This is a genomic window from Acidobacteriota bacterium, from assembly GCA_040752675.1.
Lineage (GTDB): Bacteria > Acidobacteriota > Polarisedimenticolia > JBFMGF01 > JBFMGF01 > JBFMGF01.
Genome location: JBFMGF010000035.1, coordinates 14,349 through 28,172 on the forward strand (window position 1 = coordinate 14,349; position 13,824 = coordinate 28,172).

10 protein-coding genes are annotated in these 13,824 nt (G+C 50.4%); 1 reads left to right on the top strand and 9 read right to left on the bottom strand.

The window, feature by feature from the left end:
- Positions 1-38: 38 nt before the first annotated feature.
- The gene (locus tag AB1756_03645; protein ID MEW5806431.1) at positions 39-2,231 is read right to left on the bottom strand and encodes a CocE/NonD family hydrolase; all 2,193 of its coding nucleotides are present in this window, start codon (positions 2,229-2,231) and stop codon (positions 39-41) included.
- A gap of 366 nt (positions 2,232-2,597) precedes the next feature.
- Positions 2,598-5,030 carry an apolipoprotein N-acyltransferase gene (gene lnt / locus AB1756_03650; GenBank protein MEW5806432.1) on the bottom strand — a complete coding sequence of 811 codons (2,433 nt, stop codon included), beginning with the start codon at positions 5,028-5,030 and terminating at the stop codon, positions 2,598-2,600.
- A gap of 131 nt (positions 5,031-5,161) precedes the next feature.
- Between lnt and AB1756_03655 the strand changes: the two genes are divergently transcribed.
- Positions 5,162-5,893, top strand: coding sequence for a creatininase family protein (locus AB1756_03655; GenBank protein ID MEW5806433.1), 732 nt, complete (start codon positions 5,162-5,164; stop codon positions 5,891-5,893).
- 190 nt (positions 5,894-6,083) lie between these two features.
- Here AB1756_03655 and AB1756_03660 read toward each other — a convergent pair whose 3' ends face one another.
- The 7 genes from AB1756_03660 to murG are packed head-to-tail and all read right to left on the bottom strand — an operon-like array spanning position 6,084 to position 13,814.
- On the bottom strand, positions 6,084-7,088 hold the full coding sequence (locus tag AB1756_03660; GenBank protein MEW5806434.1) for a diguanylate cyclase: 1,005 nt from the start codon (positions 7,086-7,088) through the stop codon (positions 6,084-6,086).
- A gap of 10 nt (positions 7,089-7,098) precedes the next feature.
- Positions 7,099-8,301: a cell division protein FtsZ gene (gene ftsZ, locus AB1756_03665; protein MEW5806435.1), complete on the bottom strand. Its 1,203-nt coding sequence runs from the start codon at positions 8,299-8,301 to the stop codon at positions 7,099-7,101.
- A 27-nt stretch (positions 8,302-8,328) separates the two neighbouring features.
- The gene (gene ftsA / locus AB1756_03670) at positions 8,329-9,558 is read right to left on the bottom strand and encodes a cell division protein FtsA (protein ID MEW5806436.1); all 1,230 of its coding nucleotides are present in this window, start codon (positions 9,556-9,558) and stop codon (positions 8,329-8,331) included.
- Between the two features lie 5 nt (positions 9,559-9,563).
- Positions 9,564-10,394 carry an FtsQ-type POTRA domain-containing protein gene (locus AB1756_03675; protein ID MEW5806437.1) on the bottom strand — a complete coding sequence of 277 codons (831 nt, stop codon included), beginning with the start codon at positions 10,392-10,394 and terminating at the stop codon, positions 9,564-9,566.
- A gap of 21 nt (positions 10,395-10,415) precedes the next feature.
- Positions 10,416-11,327: a UDP-N-acetylmuramate dehydrogenase gene (gene murB / locus AB1756_03680; GenBank protein ID MEW5806438.1), complete on the bottom strand. Its 912-nt coding sequence runs from the start codon at positions 11,325-11,327 to the stop codon at positions 10,416-10,418.
- A 7-nt stretch (positions 11,328-11,334) separates the two neighbouring features.
- Positions 11,335-12,729 (bottom strand): UDP-N-acetylmuramate--L-alanine ligase, encoded by a 1,395-nt coding sequence (murC, locus tag AB1756_03685; GenBank protein MEW5806439.1) that lies wholly within the window; start codon positions 12,727-12,729, stop codon positions 11,335-11,337.
- The gene (gene murG / locus AB1756_03690; GenBank protein ID MEW5806440.1) at positions 12,726-13,814 is read right to left on the bottom strand and encodes an undecaprenyldiphospho-muramoylpentapeptide beta-N-acetylglucosaminyltransferase; all 1,089 of its coding nucleotides are present in this window, start codon (positions 13,812-13,814) and stop codon (positions 12,726-12,728) included. The genes murC and murG overlap by 4 nt, the downstream gene beginning before the upstream one ends.
- Between the last annotated feature and the right edge of the window lie 10 nt (positions 13,815-13,824).

Sequence of the window (13,824 nt, forward strand, 5' to 3'; positions counted from 1 at the left end):
GGTGATGATTGCGATGCAGGCAAGATCTCCATGACGCCTTATTTATCGAAGTGGCCGATGGGACCATTGCTTCCGTCCGTACCGCCTGCCACGATGAGAAAATAGCTGAACGGCGTATCCTGCAGAACAACTTGCGTCTCGGTGGTTCTCGCTTCCGGGTTTCGAACAAACCAAACCCAGGAATCCGGCCTGTCGGCTCCATAGATCCTGTATTCACTGAAGCAACCGTCAGATACAGGGTCCCATGAAAGCTGAAGGTATTCTTCCGGAGTCTTTGTGGCCGTGAGGTTCGTAACTTCCGTCGTTGCCTTGCATCCCGATGGATTTCCCGTGACAACGGGCAACTCTATGTAGGAAGCATAGGTCTGAGAATGGTAGATCTTCGTATTGGCAGGTTGAGTGTAGGTATGCTTTCTGAAAGGTTCTCCAGTGTTGGGATTCGGATCGAAGCGGGGATCGTTTGAAGAGGAGATGTTCACTCGGATCCTGTGACCAGCATCGAAGACGAGGCTCGTTGACCAGAGGTCGACGACCAGCTCATAAACGTTGCCAGGCGTGAGAAGGTTTTCCCCCTCGAACGTCTGGTAGTGCCTGGCTCGAAGAACCCCGTCCAGGACAAGCATGGAACTTCCATCATTATATACATCTGTCAGCCATACGTTGAGATCTGTATCAGGAACATCCGTCTCGATGAAGATATGAGCCTTGATGTTCCCGCTGACTTCCAGCGGTGCCGTGAGAGCGTCCGTCGTGTAGGAGAGCATGTCGGCCCGGCTCTCGATGACTCTCTGATCGTACGGTCCAGCCTCTTCATAGAGATTAGCGCCCCCTTCTGTCGGCACCGGATCGAGTGGATCATAGGTGAAGGAGTCGGAGCCTTCCGTCTTGGTTGGCGGCGTAATAGAGAGATTTGCATTCCGCCGCAGGTAATATTTCGTCGGAGTCGATGCAAGCGGCCATGAGGCGGTAGTGCGCCATATGTTTCCAGGAGCCGATGAATAGAGCCCAGCTTCGCCCATGAGATAGTTCCTGGCCGGCGGTTCATCCATGATCCCGGTGTCAATGTCCTTGAGCCAGAAGTCGAAGAACCCATGCTGCATCTCGTTGACCTGATGGTCGTAAGCGGTCATTGGATAGATTAGCTGACCGGCAAGATTGGTCCCCATGGTGCCATGCGTGTTTGGATGCATGATGAGCCTCTGGTTCCAGCGGCCTCCTCGTCCGGCTCCTTCCTGGAGCTTCACGAACCCATCGATCGAACCCTGATCGAAGATGTCGTACCAGCCTCCCTGGTGGAAGATCGGAACACGGACATTACCGGTGATCTCAAAGAGGTTTCGCTGCTTCCAGTAGTCGTCGTAATTTGGATGTTCTTTGTAGACATCCTTCATGTAAGAGGCTCCCTGAGCATCGAGCCAGTTGTCGACGAGTTCTTTTCTGTAGGAACCGCCCTGGAAAGTCATGTGCTGGTAAGGGTCGGGTGCCCCGACGGTGGCCCAGACGCAATCAAGACTTGGTGGCGCGGCGCCGGCGGCGCAGTAACCTGTAATGCCCCGGGCGGATCCGCCAAACATCCCTATCTTCCCATTCCAGCACCAGGGTTGAACTGCGATCCACTCGATTGTGTCATATCCATCCTGATTCTCACCCCAGCCATCGTCTTCAAAGGGCTTGTATTCACCCTCAGAAGCGTACCGCCCCCTCACGTCCTGAACGACGATGGCGTAGTCATCTGGAAGAAAGAGGCTTCGGGCATTGTTTCCACTTCCATCGCTATCCTTATTATATGGAGTTCTCACGAGGACGACTGGCCAGGAGCCGTTCCTCACCGGTCTGCTGAGATCGGTTGCCAGATGCGTCACGCCGTCTCGCATCAGGACCATGAATGTCTGCTTATTGGAGTCGAGCTGGAAATCGATCCCGGATGGGTTCATTCTTGCATCTATTATCGTGATATCAGCCCTCTGGGCGTCGGAGTACGTAGGCGACCATCGCGACGTTTCGATGTTATCGTAGAGCTCGTTGTAATGGAGAAGGCTTCTTGAGAATACGATCACCCTGTCCAGCCCGGGAGTGCCATCGGGAACGCTTATTGAATAATAGCCGTTGCTGTCAGTATCGTCCATGTATTCAACAGGGATCCTGTCATCCGGTTTCCCTGTTCCAATGTAGTCAAGCCTGCTCAATCCGACGGACTGGCTTGAAATCGAGTTCCCGGACTGGTTCGTCAATCTGCCACTTACAGTTGCAGCAGAGATAATAGAGGGAAGGCATAGAATCGTTAAGATAGAGATTAAAATAACAAAAGTGATCAAAAAACCAGAACTTTCTGATTGCTTATTGTCATTCATGATTTAGCTCCAGCCAGAGGTCATCTGATGCCTTGTTTTCTTTGATTATACGTCCAAGTCGCCATAAATCAATCTTCAAGTTCGGAAGAGCTTGCTGATATCATGTGCCGCAGAGATGTAAAGGAAGAAATATGACGACAGATGGCAGACGATGGGATACTCGGAACAATCCTGTCCTTACAGAAAAAGCTTTCCATGATCGTGACGTGTGTAATTCAATTCTGGAGATGAGAAAAGGAATCACGGTCACCTCTTGACTTTTCTTGCGAGCAGGCCGGCCTTCTCGATCTGCTTCTCAAGCTCGCTGAAATTCCCCGTCCTGAGGTAGACTCTTCCGAGATAAAGCGTTATGGTAGAGTTATCCGGAGCCAGGCTTTCCGCCTCTTTGAACCTTCTTTCCGCTTCCGAGTAATTTCTCTGATAGAACGCCGCAAGGCCGAGAAGAAGATGGTATTCTGCGTTGGACTGATTTATGTCAAGCAACTTCACGGCGATCTCCTGACCTCTGGCAAAATTCCGGTTTAGCAATTCTGCCCGGGCAAGGAATTTCAACACAAGTTCGTTCTCGCCAAAGCGGGATACATATTCCTGAAGGATCGCCAGAGCCTTTTTCGCATTTCCCTGGTTGATGAACATGTCGGACATCTTCATGTAGGCCACCATGTAATCGTTCTTTTGCTCTATGGCCCGCCTGTAGCTCTTCTCGGCTTCTCCGTAATCTGCCAGAGCTTCCTGGAAAAACCCATGGTAGAAATGAAGCTCGGGGTTATCCGCGCCTCTGGACTTAAGTTTGCGAAAGAACTCTTCGCCGACCTCATTGAGTTCGAACGTGCTGAACGTCTGGGCAATGAAAGGGTAAGCCTTGCTGGCATCGGGGTTCATCCTGGTCACTTTGACGAACTCCTTGAAGGCATTGTTGGGATCGCCGGCATTTAGATATTCCTGAGCCTTCTCGATATGTGAGACGAAATCGTTATCTCTCTGGATTCCTTTCTGGCAGCAGACAAGCGGTGGACAGCTAATCAGAAGAACGGCCGGGATGACGAACAGCAGGATAACAAGCCATCTTTTTGAAGAGCGCTCTGAGGGGACAGAGGATTTCTTAATGGAGAGAAGGAGGAAGACGATGAGTGTGGCTATACAGGCGTAAGCAAAAAGATCTCCAGAGGTCGAGTAGAAGGTTCTGCTACGCTTGATGTGGACGACATCCTTGAGAATTCCCTGGACTTTGCCATATTCACCGCTCTTTCCCAGGACTGATTGCACCTCGCCGTAGGGATTGATGAAAGCCGTGATACCGGTGTTGCCATCCCTCAGAATGGAGATCTTGTTTTCGACGGCTCTCATTATCGAGATGTGTAGAATCTGCCGTTGGAAGTATTCCCTGGTCAATCCCTCACTCGTAATGTTAATGATGAAATCGGCTCCATTTCTCTTTGCCTCTCTCGTGATTCCGGGAAAGATTGTCTCGTGGCATATCACTGTGGAGAATCTGCACTCCCTCCCACGGTATAGCAGCTTCATCGTAGATATTTCATCGCCTGGCTCAATGAACGGCTCCACGCCTGTTGCTCTACGTGCTATTCTTCTCACAGAAACCTGGGCATGTCTAGAGATCTTTCCCAGTACTCCATCCAGAGGTATATATTCCCCCCATGTGAAGAGTAAAACTTTCGAATAGCTGCTGAGAACTTCTCCCTCTCTGGAAATCAAGAAGGCAGAGTTTGTCTTCTTCCACTTCGTCTTTTGGGCCTGACCGTATCCTCCTAAAAGGATCTGTACATTCTTTCTTGAGGACAGCCATCTCAAATCATTGTGAATCGTTGGGTCCTTGTAGACTTCTCCCTTGATTGAGTATTCCGGCCAGACGATGAGGTCCACCTCGTCTTCCATCACTCCCTTTTCAGTAGCGAGCATCTGGTTCAGATACACTTCCGTGCTGTTGTCGATGAAATGAATAATGTTGGGCTGCAGGAGGGCGATGCGCGGCCCTTCTTCCCAGTTTTTATCTCTTATTCTGAAGAACCCATAGATCAATGCGGCAGAGAAAAGAACAACGAGGGCAAGAGCCGATAAAATGGTCTTCTTCCATGGAAAAAGCCTATCGAGTGCCGCTGCTCCTGCAGGTTCCTGCTTAAGGATTCTCCTTTCTCTACTTTTCATTCCTTCTATAATGAGTTCGGCTAAAAAACCATTGATTGCAGCAACAAGGAAGGAGACAATATAAACTCCGCCGATGTCGGCGATCTGAATGAACCGGATATCCGGAGCAAAGTTATAGCCGAGAAGGAAGAAGACGAACTTCCCTATAGAGAAATGAACCCGGAACCACTCGAAAAAAACCCAAACAACAGGAATGGAAAGGCATAGAGGAATATTTAGTTTTCTCACTCTCTTGAGGATAATCGGGAAGACGATGAAATAGGGGATATAGAAGAGAGAGATGAACGGAGGGATGTACATTCTGTAAATGAAACCTGTCCTGTAAGCAATGTTCGAGAAGAGAAAGACCCCGATGAGGATGGCAAAAATGGATGCCTTCTCATACCGATCGTACAAAATGATCCATGGGATGATAGCTATGAAGGAGATGAATCGAAGAGAGTCATTTAAGCTTGGAAGAGCAAAAAGCAATCCAGATGCCAGGGATAGCGCAACGATGATTGAGGATTTTCTCATAGGTTCCTATTAAAATATTCAAAGTATATTATAAGGTCAAATTATTTTTCAATTCACCAAATTTTCTTGTTTACGGGAGAGAAGAATATGTGCTATATAGAAAAATCTTCTTTCAAGGTGGGGGTATCAGAATGAGAAGAAAGATTATTGAATTGAACTGGATGGAATTCAGAGAGATAGTCCCAAAAAAGATCGATTCTGTCATTCTTCCCGTAGGCACGATCGAAGCGCACGGAATCATCCCTCTCGGAACCGACGTCATTATCCCGGAGAAGCTTTCGGAGATCATAGCCGGCAGGATGAATATGCTCATCGCTCCGACGGTCAATTACGGCATCACCAGATCTCTCCTCCCTTATCCGGGCTCTATGACCGTTTCGCCAGGATCGTTTGCGAACTACGTATTTGAAGTATGTACGGGACTTGTGGATGGAGGGTTCAGGAAGATCTTCATCATGAACGGTCACGGGGGACAGAAAGATGAGTTGAGAACCCTTGTCAGGAAGCTCTGGGATGAGAGGAAAATCTTCTCTGCGGCGATTTCATGGTGGCTCCTATGTGAAGATATCGCGGAGGATATCTATGGCGAGGTAGGAGGTCATGCCGGGCTGGACGAAACGGCAGCGGTCCTGGCCATCGACGAAGGGCTCGTTCATAAGAAGAGGCTTAAGAAAATAAAGGGGATGCTTTTAAGGAATGGTGTCGTGGCGCAGCCTTTCCCGTCGAGCATAATCCTTTACAAGAAAGGGGAAGGGATGCCCCTCTTCGACAAAGAGAAGGCCAATCTTTTCTTCCGGAGAGCGGCCGATAGGGTCGTGGAAGTCATGAGAGAGATCATCTCCGGCTGGAGAAGAATAGAATAGATGCAAGGTTGCAGCTCACCGCTGGCTTTGTATAATTTCTATGTAAGGAAGGGGAAGGGAAGATCGGCCTAATCGGGAAAAGCTGCAACCTTTAAAGCAAGGTAGCCGATAAGGTGAAAACATCACTTGAGGAGATTTACTTGGAAGGTTTAACGGTAGGGCAGGACCGAACCTTCCCTCCCCCAATTTTTTAGACTCGTTTGTCTTTTCTTGCCTCCTTGGCTCCCCGTTCCGGGGCTTCCCTGAAAATTGACCCTCCATCGATTTCAGTTCTGTTCTTCCCTTTTTTCTTTGCCATGTAAAGCGCCGCATCCGCAGAATGGATGAGCTCATCGGCATTTTTGATCATCGCATTGTCCGGGAAGGTAGCGATGCCGGCGCTTATCGTCATCGCCAGCGAGCTCTTCTCTTCTTTGAAGACGTGTACCGAGACGGCTTTCCGGATTCTCTCAGCTACCTGCTTCGCCATCTGGGCGTCGCTATTTGGAAGTATGACTGCGAACTCTTCTCCTCCATAGCGAGCCACGAAGTCTGTTTCACGGGCATTGGATTGGATAATCCGACCAACCTCCCGCAGTATCCTATCGCCCCTCTGATGGCCGTGAATGTCGTTGATTTCCTTGAAATCATCGAGATCGAGCATGATGATGGATAGGGACGTTCCGTATCTTTTCGTCCTCTTGAATTCCTCCTTGAGCTTGTTCAGGAAATACCTGTGGTTGAAAAGGGAGGTCTTATCATCCGTGATTGCCATTTCCTTTAGCTTGAGATTCGTCTGATCGAGTTGAAGCTTCTTCTTCTCGAGTTCCAGGTAGAGTTCCCTCTTCCGAAGCATCGCCTTGATTCTGGCATCGACCTCTTCGAAATCGAAGGGCTTCGTCACATAGTCGTCCACTCCGATCCGGAATCCTTCGACTTTGTTCTTCATTTCATGCTTTGCCGTGAGCATGATGATCGGGATGGACCAGAACATGCTGTCTGCCTTCAACCTTCTGGCCACTTCCAGGCCGTCCAGCCCGGGCATAATGATGTCCAGGATGATCAGGTCCGGATGATGCTTCTCGACCATATCGAGCGCATGCTGGCCGTCGTAAGCTGAAATTATGTCGAGTCCCTCCCTCTCGAACCATCTGGCAAGGCAGTTCACGTTGTCCTTTTCGTCGTCAACTATTAGTATCTTGTTCTTCGGATTCATGTGGGACCTCTCAATCTGTGTGTTTCCTTAAAAAAGTCGGGACTTCAAGGTCGTCCATCGTTCGGCCGATGTTAGGGGAGAAACCGCCACCTCCCTCGCTTCCGAAACGATAGAAGATATGATGTCCCTTCCTGTGATGGGAGGGGGCGCTGGGATGCGTTCCCTCTGTGATAGGGATCTCCAGAAGCTGCTGCTGGGACTGTTTCTGGACGGAGATGGAATCCTTGAATCCGGTCGCAATGACAGTCAGCTTGATCTCATCCTTCATCTCCTTCTTGATGACCATCCCGAGTATGATGTTGGCATCGGGATCGACCGATTCGTGGATGATCTTGGCGGCCTCTTCCACTTCGGATAGGGCCATGTCTTCGCCACCAGTGATGTTAAGGAGTACTCCTCTTGCTCCCTTGATCGATGTGTCTTCGAGGAGGGGAGAAGAAATGGCTCTCTGTGCTGCCTCCACTGCCCTGTTTTCCCCGCTCGCCACTCCCGTTCCCATGAGAGCAATTCCCATCCCCTTCATGATCGTCTTTACGTCAGCAAAGTCGTGGTTTATGACGCCGGGGATGGTGATGAGGTCAGAGATTCCCTGCACTGCCTGTCTCAGGATATCGTCCGCCATCAGGAAGGCTACAGGGAGCGGGGTTGATTTATCGACGGTGTGCAGGAGTCTGTCATTCGGGATGGTGATGACCGTATCAACTTTGTTCTTGAGATCAATAAGCCCTTTTTCGGCTTGCTCCTTTCTCTTCTTTCCCTCGAAGTAGAAAGGTTTGGTGACGACGGCCACTACGAGAGACCCCATGTCGCTGGCTATCTTGGCAATAACGGGCGCTCCACCAGTCCCTGTCCCGCCACCAAGTCCTGCGGTCACGAAAACCATGTCGGTGCCTGTGATGCAGTCTGCGATCTTGTTGCTATCCTCTTCTGCAGCCTGACGACCCACTTCGGGATTGGAACCACTTCCTCTCCCTCTTGTGACATTCGTACCTATCTGAACTTTGACGGGGGCCTTGTTGTTGTTGAGAGCCTGGCAGTCCGTGTTCACTGCGATGAATTCAACGCCTCCGACGTTGGCATTGATCATCCTTTCGACTGCGTTGCAGCCTCCTCCCCCAACACCGATCACCTTGATGACGGCGCCGTGAAGACTCTCATCAAACACGAGATTCAACTTCTTTGGTTTTCGCTGATCGTTTCCAAATGTGATCATGTTCCGCCTCATAACAATTTGGTTGTTTTAAAACATGCCCCGAAACGCTTCCTGTAATTTCTTTATCGTTTTCGTAATGACCGATGGTTGTTCTGTCCTCCTCTTGGTTCCGAACTTCCATCCATAGAGGACAAGCCCGATAGCAGTGCTGTATGCCGGGCTGTTGACCACGTCGATAAGCCCCCCGATGTTCATCGGAACGCCACGCCGCACCGGCATGCCGAGGACCTGCTCCGCGACGTCCGTCATCCCCTGCATGATGCAGCCCCCGCCCGACAGAACAACCCCGGCGTTCAAGTAATTTTCAAATCCGGTCCTCTTGATCTCATCATGGACGATCTGGAAGATCTCTTCTGCCCTGGGCTGGATGATCCCACAGAGAACCTGCTGGGAGACCATCGTAGGTTTGTTGTTCCCTATGGCCGGAACCTCCAGGGGCTGATCTTCTTCGAGCAGAGTGCTCAGCGCGCATCCATACTTCTTTTTAATCTTCTCGGCATCTGGAATAGAGGTGTGCAACCCAACGGCGATATCGTTCGTAAAATTGTCGCCTCCAAGTGGAAAAACGCTTGTGTGCCATGCGGCTCCTTTCTCATAGATGGAGAGATTGCTCGTTCCTCCTCCGATGTCGATGAGGGCGACGCCGAGCTCCTTCTCATCAGGGATCAGGATGGCTTCGCTCGCGGCAAATTGCTCAAGGATGATATCAATTACCTCAATCCCGGCACCGTTGACGCTGGACATCAAGTTCTGGATAGAAGAGATGAGGGCGGTGACGATGTGGACGTTCACCTCCAGACGGGAGCCGTTCAGGCTGAGAGGATCTTCGATCCCACCCATGTCATCAACGATATATTCCTGGGGCAGAACATGGATGATCTCTCTCTCCTGGGGGATGGTAACAGTCTCGGCATGCTCGATAACCCTCTTAATGTCGTCTTTGGTTACCATCTTGTCCTTCCCGGAGATGGCTACGACGCCGCGGCTATTGAAGCTCTTTATGTGCGAGCCTGCGATCCCAACGTAGGCTTTCTCGACGGCAAATCCGGACATGAGTTCCGCCTCTTCAACGGCATTCTTGATCGCCTTGATGGTTTCATCGAGGTTGACGACTACCCCCTTTCGCATCCCGCGAGATGGGACTGTTCCCACGCCTATGACCTCGAGAAGGGAGTTTTCCTTGATCTCGGCAATGACACAGCAGATCTTCGTCGTTCCGATGTCGATTCCGATAATGTAGTTCTCGTTTTTAGGCATGGCACTCACCTTATGAATGAAATCGGTTTGACAACAACACGATTCTTCCATCTCAGATCAATGTATTCTACGTTATCGAACTGCCTGGCGATGTCGTCCTTGATGGAAAGGTAATGGTCTATGTTCTCATCGAAGGTTTCTTCGTCCAGATAGAGGATAGGGCTACCATCGGTAAATCGGACCTGGAAATAGTGTCCTTTGCAGACGTTGATCTCGGAGACCATGTCCATCATGGATGGTCTCGCATCTCTGATCGTTTCAAGCATGGCGATGCCTCTCTTGATCCGCAGGACAGATTCTTCCAAGTTATCCGTCTCCGCTCCTATTAGTATGGGGAAATCGAATTTGGAATATTCAGGCTTCAGGAAATCGATAGGAACGGCATTCCGGTCGATCAGATAGATCTCTTCCTTCCAGAGGAGAAGAGCGACCGGTTCTCTCTCTTTGATCTCGATCTCAATCTTCGATGGGAGGTTCTTCTTGATGGCGGCATCTTCCACCCAGGGATTTTCTTTGAGTCTCTTCTTTAGCTGTTCGAGATCGATGGTGAAGATGTTCGTTCTCAGGATGCTGGCGATGGAGGATTTCAGTTCGTCGCATGAAGAATAGTTGCAACCCATGATCTTTATATTCATGACGTCGTACTCGGGAGAGGAGATGAAATAGAGATACCCTTCCTTGAATCCAAAGGCCAGTCCTGCGATGACGATTGATAGAAACAGGAAGAAAAGGATCAGTTTCAGGATCCCCTTCCTCGTTCTCCTCCTTCGGACGAGGAGGTTGCCCCTCATGTACCGTCGATCCTTGCCTAGCTCTTTTTCGTTCAGATAATCCATAGATTCAAAATGACTAATGTCTCATCGTCGCCAGATGACTACTTCTTCTTCGAGAAGGATCCCGGCTTTCATCAGAACCACTTCCTTCACTTTGTCGATAAGCCAGAAAATATCGTCAGCGTCTGCCTCGCCCATGTTCACGATGAAGTTGGCATGAACTGGCGAGATGATGGCGCCACCCCTTGTCAATCCTTTTAATCCAACTGATTCGATGATCCGCCCGGCATGGTCCCCCTCCGGATTCTTGAAGATGCATCCGGAACTTCTCACCCCCTGCGGCTGGCTCCGTCTCCTCCTTTCTCTAACCTCATCCATCTTTGCAAGGATTTCTTCTCGCTCTCTCGGCATGAATTCGAAAAGGATCTCTGTTAGAATTGATCCGGATGAAAGAGGGGATTTTCTATAGCTGAAGTCGCCTTGGGATACTTTCCTGCGCAGAGCCCTGCCAGTTCTATCGATGTAAGAGATCTCTCTGATGAACTCAGAAATGGAATGACCGTATGAACCGGCATTCATCATGACGGCTCCTCCAAGAGAACCCGGAATGCCCTCGGCGAACTCCAGACCGCCGAGTCCTGATTCGGCAAGGCTCCTGATGAGTCTGGAGATGGATAACCCGGATGAGGCTCGAACGAAATTCCCTTCTGTCCGAACCGTCCTCTCCAGGGTGTCCGTTGCGATGACGACATCCTCCAGATCCTCGTCTCCGGCAACGATGTTCGTACCCGCTCCCAGAATGTGGAAGGAGAGGTCATTTGCATGGAATTCACGGATAATCCTCTCCATGGAAATGATAGTTGACGGAAAGACCATATAGGAAACCTTTCCGCCAACTCCCATGGACAAGATGTCTTTCAGGAGCCGATCTTTCCTGACCTCTGCTCCGTAATCGGCCGCGATCTGTTCCACGATGCTTTTCCCTATCGCAATCATTCCTCCTTCAATCCTCCTTTTTATGCTGTGCAAGGAGTTTCAGGAAAGCATCCCCGACTCTCCAGACGTTGCCGGCACCCAGAGTGATGACCATGTCTTTCTTCTGAACTACCTTCATCAGATATGGAGGGATCTCCTCGGGCTTTTTTATGTAGACCACATCTTTGAGATGACTACTCTCTCTTCTGATCCTGTCTGCAAGCAGCTCTCCCGTGACTCCCTGGATCGGTTTTTCTCCAGCAGGATATATCTCAGTGACGATCAGGAAGTCTGTATGTTTGAAGGAGTGAGCGAACTCATCCATTAGAGCGCTGACCCTGGTGTAGCGGTGCGGCTGGAAGACGGTAACCAGTCTCCTGTTCCATCCCTGTTTCGCCGTGGCCAGCGTGGAGATTATCTCTGTCGGATGATGGCCGTAATCATCGACGACCATGATGGAATCAATCTCACCTCTCAGGTGAAAGCGCCTCTCTGCGCCGCGGAACGCTCCGAGCACCTTCGCAATCTTCTTGAATTCGATGTCGAATTCGAGGCCGACGGCAAGAGCCGCGAGCGAGTTCAGAATGCTGTGTCTGCCCGGCACCCTGAGAGTCACCTTCCCCAGTTTCTTCCCTCTTAGATATGCGGTATAAGCAGACTGGAATTGATCGAATGTTAAGTTGCATGCATGGAGGTCTGCCTTCTCGTTGAATCCATAGGTGACAATCTTCCTGTCAAGCCTCGGCATGATCTTTTGAATGTTCCTGTCGTCAAGGCAGATGATGCCGACGCCATAGAAGGGGATCCTGTTCAGGAAACGAACGAAGGCGTTCATGATCTCATCGAGGTTCATGTAATAGTCCAGGTGCTCCTTGTCGATGTTGGTTACGATGGCAATGATCGGACTGAGTTTCAGGAAAGAGCCATCACTCTCATCCGCCTCTGCAACCAGGAAGTCTCCTTTGCCAAGCTTCGCACTGCTTCTAAGTATGCCGAGCTTTCCACCGATGACGATGGTCGGATCGAAACCGCAACGGGAAAGGATGGTCGCCACCATGGAAGTGGTCGACGTCTTTCCATGCGATCCTGCGATGGCAATGCCGTATTTCATCCTCATCAGCTCGGCGAGCATCTCTGCCCTCGGAATGACAGGGATCTTCCTCCTTATGGCTTCCCGGACCTCGATGTTGTCACTATCGATGGCAGAAGAGACGACGACGACGTCCGGGTTCTTGATGTTTGTTTCCCTGTGCCCGATGGCGATCTTCCCTCCCAGTTTCCTCAGCCTCTTGATGATAGGGGAAAAAGTGATGTCGGAACCAGTCACAGCGTAATTCAGGTTCAACAAAACTTCGGCGATTCCACTCATTCCGATTCCCCCGATACCAATAAAATGAATGTTGTGAGCTTTCCGGAACTTCATCTCCCAGCCATCAATCTCTCAGCCATGTCTGCAATCTTCTCAGCGGCACCACCTCTGTGCAGGGAGGCCGCATTCTTTTCCATCTCACCGATTCGTGATGGATCGTCTATGAACCCCTTTAATGTTTCGGCAACGTACGCTCCGGAGAATTCGGCATCCTCGCACACGAAAGCTGCTTTAGCCTTGAGGAGAGCTTCCGCATTTCTTCGCTGATGATCATGGGCGGCGAATGGAAAGGGAACAAGGATGGAAGCCTTACCCGCAGCCGTGATCTCCGTGATGGTCGAAGCTCCTGCCCTCGATATGACAATGTCGGCATGCTCGAATCTCTTTGGCATGTCAGTGATGAATTCCAGAACTTCCGCTTCCACACCCTGTCTGATGTAAGCTTGCCGGACAGTTTCCAGTTCGGCGCCTCCCGTTTGGTGGGTGATTCGCAATCTGTCTTTGAAACTCCTCAGGAGGGGTAGAGCTTCCACCATCCCCTTGTTCAGCGTTCTGGAGCCCTGACTCCCACCGGAGACGAGGACAGATAGCTTGTCGCTGCGCTCTTTCTTTCTCAATGACGTGAAATCATTTCTCACGGGATTTCCTGTGTTCGTAACTTTTCCGTACAGATACTTTCTTGATTCTTCGAAGGAGACGGCCACTTCCTTTACGAGCATGGAAAGGATCCTGTTGGTGAGTCCAGGGAAGAGGTTCTGCTCTTGGATCATCGTCGGGATTCGCAGGATCCAGGCGGAGATTATCACAGGGCCGGATACGTAACCGCCGGCTCCGATGACGATGGCCGGTCTGAGCCTCCTCAGATCTCCAAGGCATTCAAAGAATGAGTGGAGTGCCGTTAGGAATCCCAGGACTTTTTTCGAGAGTTTCTTTCCGGTTATGCCGCACACATCCAGTTCAATGAGTTCGAAACCTTCTGGAGGGATGAGCCTTCTCTCGAGTCCCCTGTTGCTGCCGATGAAGACAATCCTTCTCGAACCATCCCTCTTCTTCAACTCCCGTGCCATGGAGATGGCGGGGAGGATATGTCCTCCAGTTCCCCCTGCCGCAATCACAATGATTTCCTTTCTCTCATTCACGAACGCCCCT

Coding starts and splice junctions, on each gene's coding strand:
- murC (MEW5806439.1), bottom strand. CDS start 12,729: ATGAAGTTCCGGAAAGCTCACAACATTCATTTTATTGGTATCGGGGGA.
- AB1756_03675 (MEW5806437.1), bottom strand. CDS start 10,394: ATGGATTATCTGAACGAAAAAGAGCTAGGCAAGGATCGACGGTACATG.
- AB1756_03660 (MEW5806434.1), bottom strand. CDS start 7,088: ATGAATCCGAAGAACAAGATACTAATAGTTGACGACGAAAAGGACAAC.
- ftsA (MEW5806436.1), bottom strand. CDS start 9,558: ATGCCTAAAAACGAGAACTACATTATCGGAATCGACATCGGAACGACG.
- murB (MEW5806438.1), bottom strand. CDS start 11,327: ATGATTGCGATAGGGAAAAGCATCGTGGAACAGATCGCGGCCGATTAC.
- lnt (MEW5806432.1), bottom strand. CDS start 5,030: ATGAGAAAATCCTCAATCATCGTTGCGCTATCCCTGGCATCTGGATTG.
- AB1756_03655 (MEW5806433.1), top strand. CDS start 5,162: ATGAGAAGAAAGATTATTGAATTGAACTGGATGGAATTCAGAGAGATA.
- ftsZ (MEW5806435.1), bottom strand. CDS start 8,301: ATGATCACATTTGGAAACGATCAGCGAAAACCAAAGAAGTTGAATCTC.